Origin of the sequence: Streptomyces sp. NPDC055962, assembly GCF_042270185.1 — a bacterium.
GTDB lineage: Bacteria > Actinomycetota > Actinomycetes > Streptomycetales > Streptomycetaceae > Streptomyces.
The window spans coordinates 999,866-1,016,691 of sequence record NZ_JBHJYN010000002.1 but is presented as its reverse complement, the minus strand read 5'-3'; the positions used below and the strand labels follow the sequence as shown (position 1 = coordinate 1,016,691).

At 72.6% G+C, this 16,826-nt stretch carries 12 protein-coding genes; 8 read left to right on the top strand and 4 right to left on the bottom strand.

The window, feature by feature from the left end:
• Positions 1 to 40: 40 nt before the first annotated feature.
• The gene (locus tag ACFC51_RS09810) at positions 41 to 400 is read left to right on the top strand and encodes an ArsC/Spx/MgsR family protein (protein ID WP_376374802.1); all 360 of its coding nucleotides are present in this window, start codon (positions 41 to 43) and stop codon (positions 398 to 400) included.
• 42 nt (positions 401 to 442) lie between these two features.
• On the opposite strand, the gene ACFC51_RS09805 is transcribed toward ACFC51_RS09810, so the two are convergent.
• A complete protein-coding gene (locus ACFC51_RS09805; protein WP_376374800.1) occupies positions 443 to 1,375 on the bottom strand; it encodes a Gfo/Idh/MocA family protein in 933 nt (310 codons plus the stop codon).
• 205 nt (positions 1,376 to 1,580) lie between these two features.
• On the opposite strand from ACFC51_RS09805, the gene glnII reads away from it, so the two are divergent.
• The 5 genes from glnII to ACFC51_RS09780 all read left to right on the top strand — a co-directional run bounded on the left by glnII (position 1,581) and on the right by ACFC51_RS09780 (position 7,510).
• Complete coding sequence (glnII, locus tag ACFC51_RS09800) at positions 1,581 to 2,615, top strand: glutamine synthetase (protein ID WP_376374797.1); 1,035 nt, start codon at positions 1,581 to 1,583, stop codon at positions 2,613 to 2,615.
• 389 nt (positions 2,616 to 3,004) lie between these two features.
• Positions 3,005 to 3,634 carry a winged helix-turn-helix domain-containing protein gene (locus ACFC51_RS09795; RefSeq protein ID WP_376374795.1) on the top strand — a complete coding sequence of 210 codons (630 nt, stop codon included), beginning with the start codon at positions 3,005 to 3,007 and terminating at the stop codon, positions 3,632 to 3,634.
• A gap of 177 nt (positions 3,635 to 3,811) precedes the next feature.
• Positions 3,812 to 5,077, top strand: coding sequence for a sensor domain-containing protein (locus tag ACFC51_RS09790; RefSeq protein ID WP_376374791.1), 1,266 nt, complete (start codon positions 3,812 to 3,814; stop codon positions 5,075 to 5,077).
• Entirely contained in the window at positions 5,062 to 5,709 is a 648-nt protein-coding gene (locus ACFC51_RS09785) for a LuxR C-terminal-related transcriptional regulator (protein WP_376374788.1), read from the top strand. Before ACFC51_RS09790 ends, ACFC51_RS09785 begins: the two co-directional genes overlap by 16 nt.
• Positions 5,710 to 5,989: 280 nt before the next feature.
• Positions 5,990 to 7,510, top strand: coding sequence for a DUF1996 domain-containing protein (locus ACFC51_RS09780; RefSeq protein ID WP_376527879.1), 1,521 nt, complete (start codon positions 5,990 to 5,992; stop codon positions 7,508 to 7,510).
• Positions 7,511 to 7,554: 44 nt separating this feature from the next.
• Here ACFC51_RS09780 and ACFC51_RS09775 read toward each other — a convergent pair whose 3' ends face one another.
• Positions 7,555 to 8,049, bottom strand: coding sequence for a hypothetical protein (locus tag ACFC51_RS09775; protein WP_376527877.1), 495 nt, complete (start codon positions 8,047 to 8,049; stop codon positions 7,555 to 7,557).
• Positions 8,050 to 8,156: 107 nt separating this feature from the next.
• Here ACFC51_RS09775 and ACFC51_RS09770 point away from each other — a divergent pair, with 107 nt between their 5' ends.
• Together ACFC51_RS09770 and ACFC51_RS09765 are read left to right on the top strand one after the other, a co-directional pair.
• Positions 8,157 to 10,082, top strand: coding sequence for a hypothetical protein (locus ACFC51_RS09770; RefSeq protein WP_376527875.1), 1,926 nt, complete (start codon positions 8,157 to 8,159; stop codon positions 10,080 to 10,082).
• Between the two features lie 87 nt (positions 10,083 to 10,169).
• Positions 10,170 to 10,904: a TetR/AcrR family transcriptional regulator gene (locus ACFC51_RS09765; RefSeq protein WP_376374777.1), complete on the top strand. Its 735-nt coding sequence runs from the start codon at positions 10,170 to 10,172 to the stop codon at positions 10,902 to 10,904.
• Here the strand turns inward: ACFC51_RS09765 and ACFC51_RS09760 are convergent.
• A complete protein-coding gene (locus ACFC51_RS09760) occupies positions 10,889 to 11,239 on the bottom strand; it encodes a 5-carboxymethyl-2-hydroxymuconate Delta-isomerase (protein WP_376374774.1) in 351 nt (116 codons plus the stop codon). The two genes, ACFC51_RS09765 and ACFC51_RS09760, sit on opposite strands and share 16 nt — an antisense overlap.
• A 193-nt stretch (positions 11,240 to 11,432) precedes the next feature.
• On the bottom strand, positions 11,433 to 16,739 hold the full coding sequence (pulA, locus tag ACFC51_RS09755; RefSeq protein ID WP_376527873.1) for a pullulanase-type alpha-1,6-glucosidase: 5,307 nt from the start codon (positions 16,737 to 16,739) through the stop codon (positions 11,433 to 11,435).
• Positions 16,740 to 16,826 lie beyond the last annotated feature (87 nt).

Genomic DNA, 16,826 nt, shown 5'->3' with positions numbered 1-16,826 from the left:
CCAGAGGCCATTTCGGGGTCCCTCCCGTACCCTTGGCCCCATGGAGATCTGGATCAATCCCGCCTGCTCGAAATGCCGCAGCGCGCTGAGTCTGCTCGACGCCGAAGGGGCCGACTACACCGTCCGCAGGTACCTGGAGGACGTGCCGTCGGCCGAGGAGATCCGGGCGGTGCTGGACCGTCTCGGGCTGGAGCCGTGGGACATCACCCGGACCCAGGAGGCGGAGGCCAGGACGCTCGGGGTGAAGGAGTGGGCGAGGGACGCGGGTGCGCGGGAGCGGTGGATCACGGCGCTGGCCGAGCACCCGAAGCTCATCCAGCGCCCGATCATCACTGCGCAGGACGGATCGGCCGTGGTGGCGCGGACGGACGAGGCGGTACGGGACGCGCTGGGGCGTTGAGGCGGGGCGACGGCCCCCGGCCGGACGCTCCCCGCCCCGGCCTCAGGCGGGCCGGGCCCGTCCCAGCTGCGCCTCGGCCTCGGCGAGGACCTCGGTGAGGCGCAGCCCGAACCGGGCGTCGCAGGGGTGTGCCACCCCTGTGCCCGCCGCGGCTGTCAGCGCGTCGACGGCCGCCCGGAACGCGCCGAGCGCGTCGCCGCCTCCCGCGGGCAGGGCGGACACCCCCTGCTCACCGCGGAATTCGACCTCGGTCCCCGCAGCTGCCTCCGGCCCGTCCAGCGCGAGGGTGGCGGTGCTGGACGCTCCGGAGGCGTGGCGCAGCAGCAGCTGCGTGGTGTCGGCGGGGCCGCGGGCGGCGACCACCTCCGTCACCTCGCCCAGGACCGGGATCAGGACCGAGAGCGCGTGCGGGCCCACGTCCCACAGGGCGCCCTTCTCCCGGCGCCAGGGCGAGGCGGCGAACTCGCTGCGGGTGCCCGGGGCGAAGAGCGCGCCCATCCACAGGGCACGGGCCGTGAACCAGCCGCCCGCCGCCGCCTGTTCGTCGATCCACCCGGCCGTCCCCTCGGCGAACCGCAGGGTGCAGAAGACCACGGAGGCCACCCCGGCGCGCCCGGCGGCCCCGGCGACCGCACGCGCGTCCTCCACCGTCGTGGCGACCGGCTTGTCCAGCAGGAGATGGCATCCGGCGTCGGCGGCCCGTACGGCCAGGGGCGCCTGGACGTCCGGTGGCACGGCGAACGCCACCGCGTCGCTGGTGGCCAGGAGCGCGCCGAGGCCGGCCTCGCCGGTGTGCGCCTGCGTGCCGTGGGCCGAGGCCAGCGCCTCCGCCGCCTCGGGGCGCCGGCCCCACACCCCGCTCAGCACGGCGCCGGGGTGGGCGGCGAGAGCGGGGGCGTGGGTCATGCGGGCCCAGGGGCCCGCCCCGACGAGGCCGATCCGGAGCGGCCCGGCGGAGGCCGTGTGTGTCGTCATGCGGGCCAGTCTGCCCCGGCCGGCCGCCGGCCCGGAACGTATCCGGTGCGCCGCGGGGTGAGACGGCCCGGGGCGGCGGGGACCTGCCGTCCGACACCCCCGGGAAACCTCGGTAACACCGGGTTCACATGCGGGCAACGGTCGGGAAATCGCACTTTGCGAAGCTGCGCACCATAGACCGCAGCACCCGCAAAGGATGGCGTCCGTGACGTTCAAGGCTGAGTACATCTGGATCGACGGCACCGAGCCGACCGCCAAGCTTCGTTCGAAGACGAAGATCATGGCGGGCAGCCCCTCGCAGGGCGTGGCGGACCTTCCCATCTGGGGCTTCGACGGTTCGAGCACCAACCAGGCCGAGGGCCACGCCTCCGACCGGGTCCTGAAGCCGGTCTTCGCGTGTCCGGACCCGATCCGCGGCGGTGACGACATCCTCGTCCTGTGCGAGGTCTTCAACATCGACATGACTCCGCACGAGTCCAACACCCGCGCCGAACTCCGTCCGGTCGCCGAGCAGTTCGCGGGCCAGGAGCCGATCTTCGGCATCGAGCAGGAGTACACCTTCTTCGACGGCCACCGCCCGCTCGGCTTCCCCGAGGGCGGCTTCCCGGCCGCGCAGGGCGGCTACTACTGCGGTGTCGGCGCCGACGAGATCTTCGGCCGTGACATCGTCGAGAAGCACCTCGACAACTGCCTGAAGGCCGGCCTGGCGATCTCCGGCATCAACGCCGAGGTCATGCCCGGCCAGTGGGAGTTCCAGGTCGGACCGGTCTCCCCGCTGGAGGTCTCCGACCACCTGTGGGTCGCGCGCTGGCTGCTGTACCGCACCGCCGAGGACTTCAACGTCTCCGCGACCCTGGACCCGAAGCCGGTCAAGGGCGACTGGAACGGCGCGGGCGCACACACCAACTTCTCCACCAAGGCGATGCGTGAGGGCTACGAGGCGATCATCACGGCCGCCGAGTCGCTGGGTGAGGGCTCGAAGCCGATGGACCACGTCAAGAACTACGGCGCGGGCATCGACGACCGCCTGACGGGTCTGCACGAGACCGCCCCGTGGAACGAGTACAGCTACGGCGTCTCCAACCGCGGTGCCTCGGTCCGCATCCCGTGGCAGGTCGAGCAGGACCAGAAGGGCTACATCGAGGACCGTCGCCCCAACGCCAACGTCGACCCGTACGTGGTCACGCGGCTGATCGTCGACACCTGCTGCACCGCGCTGGAGAAGGCCGACCAGGTCTGATCCGCACCCGTCCGTGACGAAGGGGCGCCCGCATGCCGGGCGCCCCTTCGGCGTGTCCGCCGCCGGGACGGCCTGTGGACGTCCGGGGACGGACGGTGCGGGAGGGGTGCGTGAGGAACCTGACACGGCGGTCCGTATCGACGGGTGAGAGGACCCTGCTGCGCGGCGGCAATCTCTGCTTCAATGGGGGCATGGCCAGCTTCCAGTACACCGCGTCGGGTCGCAGCGACCTCGAACCGTTCTGGCCCTCCCGTCAGCACCATGACTTCGACCGGGTGTGTTGCCGCGCGAGGAACGCGCAGGCCCTCTAAAGCCGCCTCACCCCGGCCTTCGGCCCGCGCGCACGACGTACGTCCTCGACGACTCCTCGCGCGAAAGAGCTGACCCTCATGGCGAACACCCGTACCTTCTCCACCGCATCCGCCGCCACCGCGGCCACCGCGGTGTCCGCTGCGGCCACCACCACCGCCCGCACCTCCCTGTCCCCCAACCGCCACCGGCTGCGGGCCGTCGACCGTGACGAGGTCGTCGAGCCGGCCGACGTGGCGGGCTTCCTGCCGCCGGGCGCCACCTGGCTGCCCGCGCCCCAGCACACTCTGCCGGCGCTGCCGGGCCGGCCGCCGATGGTCGGCTACCTGGTGCTCGTCCCGGCCGACCAGCAGCCGGCCCTGGCCGGAGCCGTGGCCTCCGCCCAGCACCTGGAGTTCGTGCCGGAGCCCGCGGGCGGCGTCCCGGCGGGCGGTCCCGTGCGGATCGACCCCACCCGGCGGACCGCCGCCGTGGACGGTGTCACCCTCGATCTCACCTACCTCGAATTCGAGCTGCTGGCCCACCTGGTGGCCCACCCGCACCGGGTGCACACCCGGGACCAGCTGGTGACGACGGTCTGGGGCTACGGGCACGTGGGCGACGGCCGCACCGTCGACGTCCACGTCGCACGGCTGCGCCGCAAGCTGGGCGCGGAGCACCGCCGGTCGATCCAGACGGTGCGCCGCGTCGGCTACAAGTACGCACCCTGATCTCGCACCGCACGCGTGGGAGGCCCCGGGACCCGTCCCGGGGCCTCCCGCCGTTTGGGGGGTGGTGCCAGGTACACCATCACCGGGTGGCGGAACGGCTGACGACGGCCCCCGCCCCCGGGCGAGACTGATCCCGGACGGGATCCGGCGGGGAGCCCGGCGAGGGGAGACACCATCATGAGATCGGCACAGAGCCGGGTGCGGGCCGCGTTCCTCACCGGTGGACGGGCGTTCGCCCTCTCCTTCGCGAGCATCACCGGTTCCGTCACCCTCTTCGTCCTGTCGGTCCTCTCGGTCTCGTTCATCCTGCTGGGCGTCGGGCTCGTCACCACACCCGCGGTCCTGGACGCGGTGCGCCGGCACGCCGGCCGGCGCCGGCGCCTCGCGGCGGCCTGGTCGGACGTGCGGATCCCCGAGCCCTACCGGCCGTTCCCGAAGGACCTGCGCACCGGGTTCACCGGGCAGGTGGAGCGCACCGTGCTGATGCTGAAGGATCCGGCGACCTGGCGGGACCTGCGGTGGCTGCTCGTCGACATGACGGCGGGCTACGTGCTCCTGGTCCTCACCTTCGCGCTGCTGGTCTATCCGCTGGAAGGGATCGTCCTGGGGGCGGGGCTGTGGCGGGTGTTCGAGGACAGCACGTACTGGTACGGCTTCGTGCCGGTCAGCAGCCAGGCGACCGGGCTGGCGGCGGCGGCGCTCGGCGTCCTGATCTTCCATGCGGGGCTGTTCGCGAGCCGGCCCCTGCTGCGGCTGCACTTCCTGCTGGCCCGGTCGTCGCTGTCGCCCACCCCGCAGGAGCTGGCCCGGCGCATCGACCGGCTCACCGAGACGCGTCACGAGGCCGTGGACACGGCAGCGTCCGAACTGCGGCGCATCGAAAGGGATCTGCACGACGGGGCGCAGGCCCGGCTGGTGGCCATGGGGATGAACCTCGGCACCATCGAGGCACTCGTCGAGAAGGACCCCGCGGAGGCGAAGAAGCTGCTGGCGATGGCACGTACGTCGTCCGCGGAGGCTCTCACGGAGCTGCGGGACCTCGTCCGGGGCATCCACCCGCCGGTCCTCGCCGAGCGGGGCCTGGGGGACGCGGTGAGGGCGCTGGCCCTGCGGTTGCCGCTCGCGTCCGAGGTCACGGTGGAGCTTCCCGGTCGCGCCGACGCCCCGGTCGAGTCGGCGGCGTACTTCGCCGTCAGCGAGACGCTGACGAACGCGGCGAAGCACGCCGGCGCCGACCGCATATGGGTGGACATGCACCACTCCGGGGGGATGCTGCGGATCTCCGTCACCGACAACGGCAGGGGCGGGGCGGTCGTCGGAACAGGCTCCGGGCTGAGCGGGATCGAACGCCGGCTCGGTACATTCGACGGCGTCCTGGCCGTCAGCAGCCCTGTGGGCGGTCCCACCATGGTGACCATGGAGATCCCTTGCGCGTTGTCCTAGCAGAAGATCTCTTCCTGCTCCGCGACGGCCTCGTACGCATGCTCGAAGCCTACGACTTCGAGATCGCCGCGGCGGTGGGGACGGGCCCCGAACTGACCAGGGCGCTCGCCGAGTCGGAGCCGGACGTCGCCGTCGTCGACGTCCGGCTCCCGCCGTCCCACACCGACGAGGGCCTGCAGTGCGCACTGGAGGCGCGCCGCCGGAGACCGGGCCTGCCGGTGCTCGTCCTGTCGCAGCACGTGGAGCAGCTGTACGCGCGGGAGCTGCTGGCGGACGGCAACGGGGGCATCGGATACCTGCTCAAGGACCGGGTGTTCGACGCCGACCAGTTCATCGACGCGGTGCGCAGGGTCGCCGCCGGCGGTACGGCGATGGACCCGCAGGTCATCGCGCAACTGCTGTCCCGGCGTTCGGTGGATGCGCCGATGGCCGGTCTGACGCCGCGGGAGCGCGAGGTCATGGAGCTGATGGCACAGGGCCGTTCCAACGTGGCGATCGCCGCGCAGCTGGTGGTCACGGAGCGGGCGGTGGCCAAGCACACCTCGAACATCTTCGGCAAGCTCGGCCTGCCGGTGTCGGACGACGACAACCGGCGCGTGCTCGCGGTCCTCGCCTACCTCGACCACGGCTGACGGCACGACCGCCCGGCCCCGCGAGCTCTCGCACGCGGGGCCGGTGCCCGCGGGGTCCATCCGCGCCCCCACCGTCCGGAGGGTGGGGCCGTGGGCCGGGCGTGCGTCCGGGCGGCCCTGGACCGCGAGATCCCGGTGCATCACGCCGATGACCGACCGGCCGGCGTGTCTCGCTATGGCACATTCCACCGCGCACTGAACGCATGGGGCCCCCGGTCCGTATGGGACGTCACGCTTCCGACTCGGAGCACTCGAAGCGGACTCGAAGCGGAGGAGTTTCATGGGACGCACATCGCGCAGGAAACGTACGGCCACGGCCAACCGGGCGATCGCCGCCGCGGCCGCGCTGGTTCTGGGAGGAGGTGGGCTGGTCGCCGTCGACGTCTACGCGAGTGCCGGGGAGGGCAGGTCCGGTCCGGCTCGCGGGCAGGACCGGGGGACGGCTCGCCAGATGTCCACGATCGACTGCCCGGACGCGGGGATCGCCCTTCCCGACGTGCCGGACCCGGCACGGCCGGAGGTGGACCGTGAGCTGGCCGTCATGGACACCCAGATCACCGACGCGTACCGGCAGTTCGCGGACCGCAAGGAGCGCATCGCCCAGGACCCGTCACTCGCGGAGAACGCGGTGCTCGGTCCGCTGCGGAGCAAGCGGTCGGCCAGCCTCGACCGGATCGGGATCGCCGTCGAAAGGGTCGCCGGCGCCCGGCCTCAGGGCCTGGACGGGCTCGCCGGATGCAGCCTGCGCGCCGACGACGAGGACGGCGGGCCGGGCGGCGGATACGGGGGTGACGGCGGCCAGGACCCCACCGGGAGCGCGGATCCCGGTCAGGACGGCGGCCAGGAGGGCGATCAGGGCGGCGACGGGCTGGAGGACGGCGGTCAGGGCCAAGGGGGCGAGCAGGGGCAGCAGGGCAACGGCCCCGAAGCCTCCGACTTCGTCGACATCCGGTCCGTCCGGCCCGGCGCCGACCGGCCCCGCAACCGCCGGGGTGCCTCCCGGGGCACCTTCAGCACGGACTGCGGCCGCAACGAGAACGGCAAGTTCAACCCGGACAACGTCATCGCCGCTCCCGGGGTGAGCAACGGCGCCCACCACATGCACGACTACGTCGGCAACCAGGCGACGGACGCCTTCGCCGGTGACGACGACCTGGCCGGCGGCGGGACGACCTGCCGCAACCGGGGCGACCGGTCCACGTACTACTGGCCCGTGCTCCGCCTGCAGAACGGCGAGGACGAGAACGACGTCGACGCGGACGGCGGCGGCAAGGACCAGAACACCGGGGAGATCCAGACCCCGTCCCAGGTCACGCTGAGGTTCGTCGGCTCCCCCGCCGGGAAGGTCACGGCGATGCCGCGCTTCCTGCGGATCATCACCGGGGACGCGAAGTCCTTCACCAACGGTGACGCGAACGCCAACGCGTCCTGGAGCTGCACCGGGTTCGAGGACCGGCAGCTCGCGGACAAGTACCCGATCTGCCCCGAAGGCAGCCAGGTCGTCCGGTCGTTCGCCTTCCAGAGCTGCTGGGACGGGAAGAACACCGACAGCGCCAACCACCGCACCCACGTGGCGTTCGCCCAGGACGACGGGCGCTGTCCGGCCGGTTTCCGGGCCATCCCGCAGCTGGTCCAGCGCATCGTGTACGACGTCCCGCCGGGCCCCGGATTCGCCGTCGACTCCTTCCCGGAGCAGTTGCACAAGCCCGGCACCGACCACGGCGACTTCATCAACGTCTTCGACGAAAGGCTCATGAAGAAGGTGGTGAGCTGCATCAACGGCGGGCGGAAGTGCCGCTGACGCGGCAGCCCCCACAGCGCCGCCCGCCCCTCCTGCCTGCGCGGTCAGCTCCTGTGGTGACCGGAGTGCCCTGGCTCGTTCCCCCCACCGCCACTGTCCCCCGAGTGGTGCGACGAGCCGGTCTCCACCGTCCCCCCGAGCCGGCCGCGCAGCGCTGCGACCACGTCCGCGTCCCCGACGGCGACCCACTTGCGGCCGACGAGGTAGGAGCCGCCGTAGTCGTTGGCCTCGTTGATCCACTCCCGCTGGCCGCGGTCGGTGGCGAAGGTCGCGAGGACCCAGCGCCCGTCGCCGGTCGTGCAGTTGGCCTGCCGCAGCTCCTCGGCGTCCGTCTGCAGATCCGGCTCGCAGTGTGCCTTCGAGGCGAGCTGCTCCAGCGTCCCGCTCGCCGTCGGCGGCTCGGCGGGCTTGTCGTCGCCGTCCGCTCCCCCGCCGCATGCGGTGAGCACGCCGCACGCCGTGAGCAGGGCGAACCCCGCCAGCATGCGCGCCGATGCCCGGCGGGCCCGTCCTCGTCGCCACTCAAGCCGTTCGACCATGCGGCCATCGTGCCCGGCGCTCCCGGCTCGCGCCGGGAAACCGCACAACCCGCCCCGGAGCGCACGCGCCGGAGTGACCATCGCACCATTCGCTCGTTCAGCTGAATATGCCCCCACTGCGCGCAGTACCGCCGTCCGCCGGCCGCCCGTACGAGGAGCAGCCCGCCGGGGAGCGGGCCGAGGCCGGGCCCGCCGAGCACTACGCCCGGCTGGTACGGATCGCGTACCTCGTGCTGGTGCCCTCGCTCGGCCGCAACCGCCGGGTGCTGTCGGCCCACTGGCTGGCCCAGCGCGCCCTGGCCGGCGGCGTCCGGGCAGCGGATCCGGGGCGCGCGTACGCGCACGTACGTCTCCGGGTGGTGCGCTCCGCGCTGGAGGCGGGGCTGCCGCTGCTCCGGTTCGCCCGGCCCCGGCGGGCGCAGTTCCCTCCGGTGGTGCCCCAGGTGTGGGGGCTGCGCCTCTTCCCCCACTCCTGCGGTGCGGACGAGCTGGCCCTGGAACAGGCCCTCGCCGCGTCGTCTGGTCCCTGCCGGGCCGCCCACGTGCTGCGGGGGCTCGAAGGGCTCGACGACGCCGAGATCTGCCGGGTCCTCGACGCGGCGGGCGTCGCCGATCCCCGGGCGGCGCTGCTGGAGGCCGACGCCCTCACCGCGCCCTACACCCTGCTGGCCTCACCGGAGTTCGACCCGTGCTCCTTGCAGGTCAGACCGACCGACCCGGCCCGTCGCAGGAGGCGGGGGCGGACCGTCCTGGCCGGCGCCGGCGCCCTGGTGGTCTGCGGGACGCTGCTGCTGATGCCGGGGGACGGTCTGGGCGGTCCGCGCGCGGCCTCCGCGCCGTTCCACGCACGCCACCAGTCCGCGCAGCGGGCCCTGGACCCCGCCGCGCTGCGCCGGGTGCCCGACGGGGTCTGGCGGGCCTCCACCCGGCGGGACTTCACCGTCTGGCCGGCCCGCGGCGACCGGACCGGGGACGCCGGGCTGCTGCGCCGTGCCCTCGACTCCTGGGCGCGGCCCGGTCCGGCGGTGGTCTCCTCGGTGACGCCCGGCACGCCCGACGGCCCGCCGATGGGACCGCCGCAGCTGCTGTACGCGGGCGAGGTCGGCACGGCCTTCGTGGTCCTGTTCCACGACGGCCTGCGCGTCGTGCGCTACGCCGAACCGCGCAGAGCCGGTCCGTCCCGAGGGGCCGCGCTGGATTTCGCCCGGGTCGACGGCGCGGACGCGGTGGCGGCGAGCGCGCTGGTGGTGCAGCGCCGTGCCGGGCGGATCCGCTATCTGACCGCGCCCTGGGTGCGGGGCGCCGGCGCGCGGGACCTGCTGGCCCCGCACACGGCGGCCCGGCCGCTGCCCCGTGACCGCCACGGGGTGACGGACCCGCTGGCGGTGCCCGGGACGGCGGGGGGCCGCGCGGACTGCCGCTCCTGGCAGGTCCTGGAGGTGCGGGACGGCACTGCGACGCGGCTGCTGACGGACCTCGGTGAGCTCACCCCCGTGCGGCTCACCTCGGGTGCGCCGTCGGCTCCCCATGACGTGGCGGGCCGGGCGGAGCGGGAGAGCTGGGCACGCACCGCCTGTCTCCTGCCGGCGGTGCGGTCCAACGGCGTCCGCTCGGTGAACTCGTGGCCGTACGCGAGGCAGCGGCTGCCGGAGGGCGAGGGCGACGCGCTGTGGTTCTGCACGAGGGCCGACACCTGGCGGGGCTCGGGCAGCAGGGTCCTGGCCCAGTTCCAGGCGCCGCCCGAGCTGTCGGGGGGCACGGGTGCGCCGGGCGCGGTCGCCGCCCGTGCGGAGGACTCGCCCGACTGCGGGATACGCAGGCCCCGGGTGCTGGCCGGAGTGCTGTGGAAGTCGGACGGCGGCCGGTGGTACGTACTGGCCGCGGGATCACGGCAGTTCACATCGCTGACCGCGACGGGCGGCGCGAAGGGCCGGGCCGACGGGCGCCTGCTGGCCCTTCCCACCAGAGAGGGTGACCGGCCCCGGCTCGACGGGCTGCTGGCCGACGGCAGCCAGGTGGGCTCCCTGCGCTGAGCGCCGGGAGCACGGTTGCCGGGCCCTCAACTGTCCCGTGGAGGTGCGGCGGAGGGACGCGCTCCCTGCCCCGTTAGGCTGTCCGGCATGACGACCGGGGTGCGGCGCAGGATGGGCGTCGATGAGCGCAGGGCCCAGTTGATCGGTGTCGCGCTGGAGTTGTTCAGCCACCGCTCGCCCGACGAGGTGTCGATCGACGAGATCGCGTCGGCCGCCGGAATCTCCCGTCCCCTCGTATACCACTACTTCCCGGGGAAGCGGAGCCTGTACGAGGCGGCGCTGAAGCGGGCCGCCGACGAGCTGGCCGCGCGCTTCATGGAGGCGCACGAAGGCCCCCTGGGGGCCCGGCTGATCCGGGTGATGCACCGGTTCTTCGACTTCGTCGAGGAGCACGGCCCGGGCTTCGCCGCACTCATCCGCGGCGGTCCGGCGGGCGGTTCGTCGACGGCCAACGCGCTGGTCGACGGCGTGCGGCAGGCCGCGTACGACCAGATCGTCGCGCATCTCGGCGTCGCGTCACCGCCCGCCCGGCTGGAACTCGTCGTGCGGTCCTGGGTGTCGCTGGCGGAGTCGACGGCGCTGCTCTGGCTGGACGGGAAGCGCATCCCGCGCGCCGAGCTGGAGTTGCAGCTGGTGCACGACTTCGCGGCGCTGGCGGCGGTGAGCGCCGCGTACGACCAGGAGATGGCCGGCATCATGCTGCGGGTCTTCGCGCAGGAGCCGGAGGACGGCCCGTTCGGCGAGCTGCTGGCCCGGCTCTCCGCCCTGGCACCCGCCGCACCGGCCGTTCCGCCGCAGCGGCGGCCTCAGCCCTTGCGGTAGGAGGCGTCGAGGTCCCGGACCTCGGCCGAGGCGTGGACGGTGAGGCCGTCGACGGGCTTCAGGTGCCCGGCCAGCAGCTCCAGCACGGCCTCGGTGAGCTGGGCCTTGATCTCGGGGGTACGGCCGGGCAGCATCGCGATCGAGACGTTGACGAGGGAGTCGCCCGTCGCCGCGTCGCCGACGACGGAGTCCTCGGCCCGGCGGAACCGGGTCTTGCAGGCGGGGACCTTGGTGGACACGGTCTCGGCGACGAGCGGGTGCAGGGCCAGCGCGAAGCCGCGGCGGTCGAAGCTGTCGTCGAGCTCGGCGGAGTAGTCGACGGTGATCTGCGGCATCAAGCGCTCCTGACGGCGGGCGAGTCGGGACGCGTACGTGTACGTGTACGCCGTGCACGGATGTGTACGGTGCCAGCTTCGCCCGATCGCACCGCCGGCACAAGGGAGGGCCCACCACGCGGACCGGCCGGTCCCCGGCACCCGGCCCGTGGAGAGCGCGGGGCCGGGGACCGGCCGGGGGGGAGGAGGGGCGTCAGCCGCGGGAGAACACGGCGACCGTGCGTCCCGGCACGGTGAAGCCGCCCGACTCCGCCTCGTACGAGGACTTCTTGACCACGGCGTCCGCGCCCGCGGCCTGCACGGGGTGCAGGGCGTACGCCTTCCCGGCCAGGCCGGGGACGACCTGGCTCTGCGTGCCGGGGGTGGCGTTCATGACGACGACCAGGCCGCCCAGACGCATCGTGATCACACCGGGGGTCTCGTCCTTGCCGGAGAGCGGGAAGGACAGGGTGTCCTGGACCTGCCCGGCGGTGGCCAGGCCGAAGTCCTTCTCACCGGTGCGGATGGTCAGGAGGTCCTGGTAGGCCGCGGACGCCCCCGTGATCTCGGCGCACCCGGGGGTGAGGGCGGCGGAGGTCAGCAGCGGCTTCCCGTGGGACCACTTGTCCTGGTTGTCGGCGGCGGGCGGCAGGCCGCGGCCGAAGCCGTTGCCCTTGCGGCAGTCCCAGTGCAGGGCGTTGAACCAGTCGCCGCTGTCGTAGGAGTTGCGGTCCAGGGACTTGGAGCGCAGCAGGTCGGTGCCGGCCTGGGAGAGCGCCGGTCCCTGCGAGAGCACGGCCGTGGCCATCGCCACGACCTGCATGCGGGCCCGCTCGGCGGCGGTGGTGTCCGCCGGGAGCTTGAAGGCGAGGGCGTCGTAGAGGGTCTCGTTGTCGTGGGCGTCGGCGTAGGCGAGCGCGTCGCCGGGCGCCGCCGCGTAGCCGGCGGGGGCCCCGTTGTAGTCGACGGCCGAGCCCTTGACCGTGCGGCCCTGGGTGTCGGTGAAGGTGTAGTCGGCGAGGTTGCCGGTGAGGCCGACCTTGATCAGGTCCTGGTAGTGGAGCAGCCGGGCCTTCTGCTCGGCCTCGGTGCCGTTGGCGGGCGAGGTGTTGGGGTCGGTGTAGAGGCCGGAGGCGAAGCCCTGGACGCCGGGGTCCTCGTCGAAGGGGCCGCCGCCGCGCACGGCGTCGCGGGCCCGGTCGGAGAAGGTGGCGATACCGGTGCCGGCCATGTTCTTCTGGGTGGCCTGGACGAAGCGGGCGTCGTCGGCGATCTCACCGAAGTTCCAGCCCTCGCCGTACAGGATGATCTTCTTGCCGTCGACGCCGTCCCTGGCGACGGTGAGCTCGTCGAGGGCCTTCCGGACGGCGAGGATGTTGGCCTTGGGGTGGTGTCCCATGAGGTCGAAGCGGAAGCCGTCGACCTTGTACTCCCTGGCCCAGGTGACGATCGAGTCCACGACGAGCTTGCCCATCATGGTGTTCTCGGGCGCGGTGTTGGCGCAGCAGGTCGAGGTGGCGACGGTGCCGTCCTCCAGGAGCCGCTGGTAGTAGCCGGGCACGATCCGGTCGAGGACCGACTTGTCGTCCTGGCCGGAGGCGACGGTGTGGTTGTAGACGACGTCCATGACGGTCCGCAGCCCGGCCTTGTTGAGCCCCTGGACCATCTGCCGGAACTCGGTGGTGCGCTTCGTGCCGTCGGGGTCGGAGGCGTAGGAGCCCTCGGGGACGGTGTAGTGCAGCGGATCGTAGCCCCAGTTGAAGGCGTCCTTCGCGGCGGCCTTCGTGACGCAGGCCTGCTGCTCCTCGGAGTCGGGGGCGTAGACGGACAGGTCGCAGGCGGGCTGCTGCTGGTCCTTCTTCTTCTCGGGGATCGTCCCGATGTCGAAGGCGGGCAGCAGGTGCACGTAGCTGGTGCCGGAGTCGGCGAGCTGCTCGAGGTGCTTCATCCCGTCGGAGCGGGTGTCGGTGAAGGCGAGGTACTCGCCGGGGTGCTTCGAGGTCGGGTCCGTGACCGAGAAGTCGCGGACGTGCAGCTCCTGGATCTGTGCGTTCCGCAGCGGGACGGCGGCGGGCTTCTTCAGGGCGGACCAGCCGCTCGGCGCGAGCTTCGGGTCCTCCAGGTCGACGACGAGGCTGCGGGCCGAGTCGGCGGTCAGGGCCGTGGAGTAGGGATCGGTGACCTTGTTGGTGACGGTCTTCTGGACGCTCGGCGCCCAGACGGTCACCGCGTAGCGGTACGGCTTGCCGCTCCAGCTCTTCGGGCCGGTGACGGACCACACGCCGGTGCGGTCGTCGCGCCGCATCGGGACGCTCTTCCCGTCGAGTTCGAGCGCGACGGTCCGGGCGGTGGGCGCCCAGACGGAGAGCGTGGGGCTGCCCTTGCGGAAGACCGGGCCGAGGGAGGCTCCGCTCGCGGCGTTCCCGTACAGGCTGTCCAGGACACCCGCCGTCTGTACGCCGGTGGCGGCGAGCAGCGCCCCGTTGGCGGCGCGCTGGGTGGCGATCAGCTGGCCGCGGAGGGACGTAACGACGCGGTCGCGGTCCCGGGTGTCGACGGTGAACGCCGGATAGTCCTTGAGGTGCGGGTACTTCGCCTTCTGCGCGTCGGTGAGCTCCGTCGCGCCGAGCCGCAGCCACTGTCCCTCGTCGGAGAGGGCGCCGTCGACGACGGAGATCCCGCCGTCCTTCGCGTAGACGAGCTGCTGGCTGGTGGCGTCGGTGGCCTTCACCTTCCAGACGACGGTGTCCGCGTCGATCCACTGGGCCTCGGCCTTGGTGAGGTCGGGCGTGGGCACCCCGCCGGCCTGCGGCAGCAGGTAGCCGGGCTTCCCGCCGAGCATCCAGACCTCGTGCCCGTACGAGGCGATGTCCAGGGACTGGTCGCTGGGGAGGTCCTTCTCGTCACCCTTGTGGAGGATGTAGCTGAGCGAGGTGGCGCCGTCGGTGAGCGGGACCTCGAAGGTCACGCCGTAGGCGTCGGTCCTCACGGGCTGCAGCGGCTTGGCCCAGTCCGTGGGCGAGGCCGCGCCGGTCCAGGTGTGCAGTCCCCAGCCGTCGTAGTCGCCGTCGGCGCGGTGGTAGTGCAGGACAGCCTTGGTGGTGTCCTGCGGCGGGGTCTCGGGAGCCTCGGCGGCCTGCTCGACCTTGCCCTGTTCGACCCAGACCTGGCCGGTCCTCGCGAGGTCGACGGTGCGCTCGGGGCCGTCGGCTGTGCCGTCCTTCTCGACCGTGTACGGGACGGAGGAGGTGCCCTCGTCGAGGTCGATCCAGGCGAAGGCTCCGTAGGCGTCGCGGCCGATGAAGTCGGCGCTCTTCCCACCGGACTTCAGCTGCCAGCCCTCGTAGTCGCCGTCCGCGCGCTTGTAGTGGACGACGGCCTGGTCGCGGTCGACGGCGACGGGCTTCTGCGCGGGCGGGGCCTGGCCCGCGGTGGTGGAGGCGAGGGCGCTCGCGGTGCGTCCGGCGCGGTCGACGACGACGGCCTTGTAGCGCAGCGGCGTCCCGGCCTTCACCGAGTCGTCGAGGTGCTGGGTGACCTTGTACGGGGCGTGGTCGGCGGAGCCGAGGGTGGTCCACTTCCCGTTGCCGGTCTGCGCGGCGAAGACGACGCGGTTCAGGCCGCCGCCGTCCACGTCGGCGGTGAGCTCCACGGTGCCGGTGGCTCCGGCGGCCGGGGCCTTCAGGGTGAGCGCGGGCTTGGCGGCGGGGCTGCCGAGCTGCTGGTCGGCGCGGAGCACGATGCTGGACAGCGCGGGCACGGTCACCTTGACGGCCTTGTCCGCACCGCTGCGAACGCTGCCGGAACCGCCGTACAGCGTACGGAAGTTCATGCCTGCCGATGCCGTGGGCAGCTCGACGGTCCTCGCCTCCTGGCCGTTGTTGGTGGCGACGAGGTATTCGTAGGGCCGCTTGGTGTCCGTCCGCGAGAAGGCGTGGACCGAGTCCTTGGCGTAGCGCTCGGTCTGGGTGCCGTCGCGCAGTGCGGGGTGCTCCCGGGTGAGCTTCGACAGGGCCGCTATGGAGCGGTAGAGCGGGTGCGTGGTGTCGTACGCGTCGGAGGCGTGCGTACGGTCGGTGCCGATCTGGTCGTCGTCGAGGTAGTCGGCGGTCTTCGAGGCGAAGAGCGTCTGGCGGGCGTCCTTGTCGCCGCCCGCTCCGGTGTAGCCCTGCTCGTCGCCGTAGTAGACCACCGGGTTGCCGCGGCCGAGGAACATCAGCTCGTCGGCGAGGCGGGCGCGCTTCACGAGTTCGGCGTCTGAGGCCTTCGGGTTGTCCTGCTTCAGGAAGGTGCCGATCCGGCCCATGTCGTGGTTGCCGAGGAAGGTCACCTGCTCGTAGGCGTTGGCCTTGTCGGTGGTGTAGCGGTAGTCGTCGCCGTAGACGGCGGCGAGCTTCGACGCCGGGGCACCCTGGGAGGCGTACTGCCGGGCGGCTTCCTGGAAGGGGAAGTCGAGGGTGGCGTCGAGCCGGCCCCGGGTGACGTAGGGCGAGGTGATCGCCGTGTCGGCGGAGTAGACCTCTCCGAACATGAAGAAGTCGTCCCGGCCGTGCTTCGCGGCGTAGCCGTCGAGCGCGGTGGCCCACTGGGTCCAGAAGTCGAGGTCGACGTGTTTGACGGTGTCGATGCGGAAGCCGTCGATGTCGAAGTCGCGGACCCACTTCTCGTAGATCTTCTCCATGCCGGAGACGACCTCGGGGCGCTCGGTCCACAGGTCGTCGAGGCCGGAGAAGTCGCCGTACTCGGTGGACTCGCCGGCGTAGGTCGAGTCGCCCCGGTTGTGGTACATCGTGGTGTCGTTGAGCCAGGCGGGGACCTTCCTGCCCGTGTTCTCCGGGGTGTACGGGAAGGAGTTCTCGTCCACCTCCCCGACGCCCTGGCCGTCGTCGAAGGGGCGGCCGTCCTCGTCGAGGTACGGGAAGGCGCCCTTGGGCTTGTAGCCGTATTTCTTCTCGGCGTAGTCGACGGTGTCGGCGGTGTGGTTGGTGATGACGTCGAAGAAGACCTTCATGCCCTTGCCGTGGGCCTTGTCGATCAGCTTCGTGAGGTCGGCGTTGGTCCCGAAGTGCGGGTCGACCTGGGTGAAGTCGGTGATCCAGTAGCCGTGGTAGCCGGCCGAGGCGTTGTCGCCGGTGCCCTGCACGGGGCGGTTCTTGAAGATCGGGGCGAGCCAGATCGCCGTGGTGCCGAGGCCCTTGATGTAGTCGAGCCGCTGGGTGAGGCCCTTGAGGTCGCCGCCCTGGTAGAACCCCTTGTCCGTGGGGTCGTAACCGGTCTCCAGCCGGGAGCCGGTCAGCCCGCCCCGGTCGTTGGACGTGTCGCCGTTCGCGAAGCGGTCCGGCAGCACGAAGTAGAACTGCTCGCGGGTCAGGTCGTGCCTGGCCGGCTCCTTGGCGAGGGACGCGTCCGAGGGCGGCGCGGGGGGTCTGGGCGCGGCGGACGCGGTGGCCGCCGGGACGACGGGCAGCAGCGCCGCGCACAGTGCGGCTACGGCCCCCCGCCGGAGGGTGGGTCGGGACACGGAGGGTTCTCCTCGGCTTTCGGGGATCGGGCGGTGGAGCGGTGCGGGCCGGGGACGCTCACCCTCGCGTCCCCGGCCCTGTGGTGT

Bases quoted from the DNA above. Each gene is read 5' to 3' on its own strand.
- ACFC51_RS09810 (WP_376374802.1), top strand. From the start codon at position 41: ATGGAGATCTGGATCAATCCCGCCTGCTCGAAATGCCGCAGCGCGCTG.
- ACFC51_RS09805 (WP_376374800.1), bottom strand. From the start codon at position 1,375: ATGACGACACACACGGCCTCCGCCGGGCCGCTCCGGATCGGCCTCGTC.
- ACFC51_RS09795 (WP_376374795.1), top strand. From the start codon at position 3,005: ATGGCGAACACCCGTACCTTCTCCACCGCATCCGCCGCCACCGCGGCC.
- ACFC51_RS09790 (WP_376374791.1), top strand. From the start codon at position 3,812: ATGAGATCGGCACAGAGCCGGGTGCGGGCCGCGTTCCTCACCGGTGGA.
- ACFC51_RS09780 (WP_376527879.1), top strand. From the start codon at position 5,990: ATGGGACGCACATCGCGCAGGAAACGTACGGCCACGGCCAACCGGGCG.
- ACFC51_RS09775 (WP_376527877.1), bottom strand. From the start codon at position 8,049: ATGGTCGAACGGCTTGAGTGGCGACGAGGACGGGCCCGCCGGGCATCG.
- ACFC51_RS09770 (WP_376527875.1), top strand. From the start codon at position 8,157: ATGCCCCCACTGCGCGCAGTACCGCCGTCCGCCGGCCGCCCGTACGAG.
- ACFC51_RS09765 (WP_376374777.1), top strand. From the start codon at position 10,170: ATGACGACCGGGGTGCGGCGCAGGATGGGCGTCGATGAGCGCAGGGCC.
- ACFC51_RS09760 (WP_376374774.1), bottom strand. From the start codon at position 11,239: ATGCCGCAGATCACCGTCGACTACTCCGCCGAGCTCGACGACAGCTTC.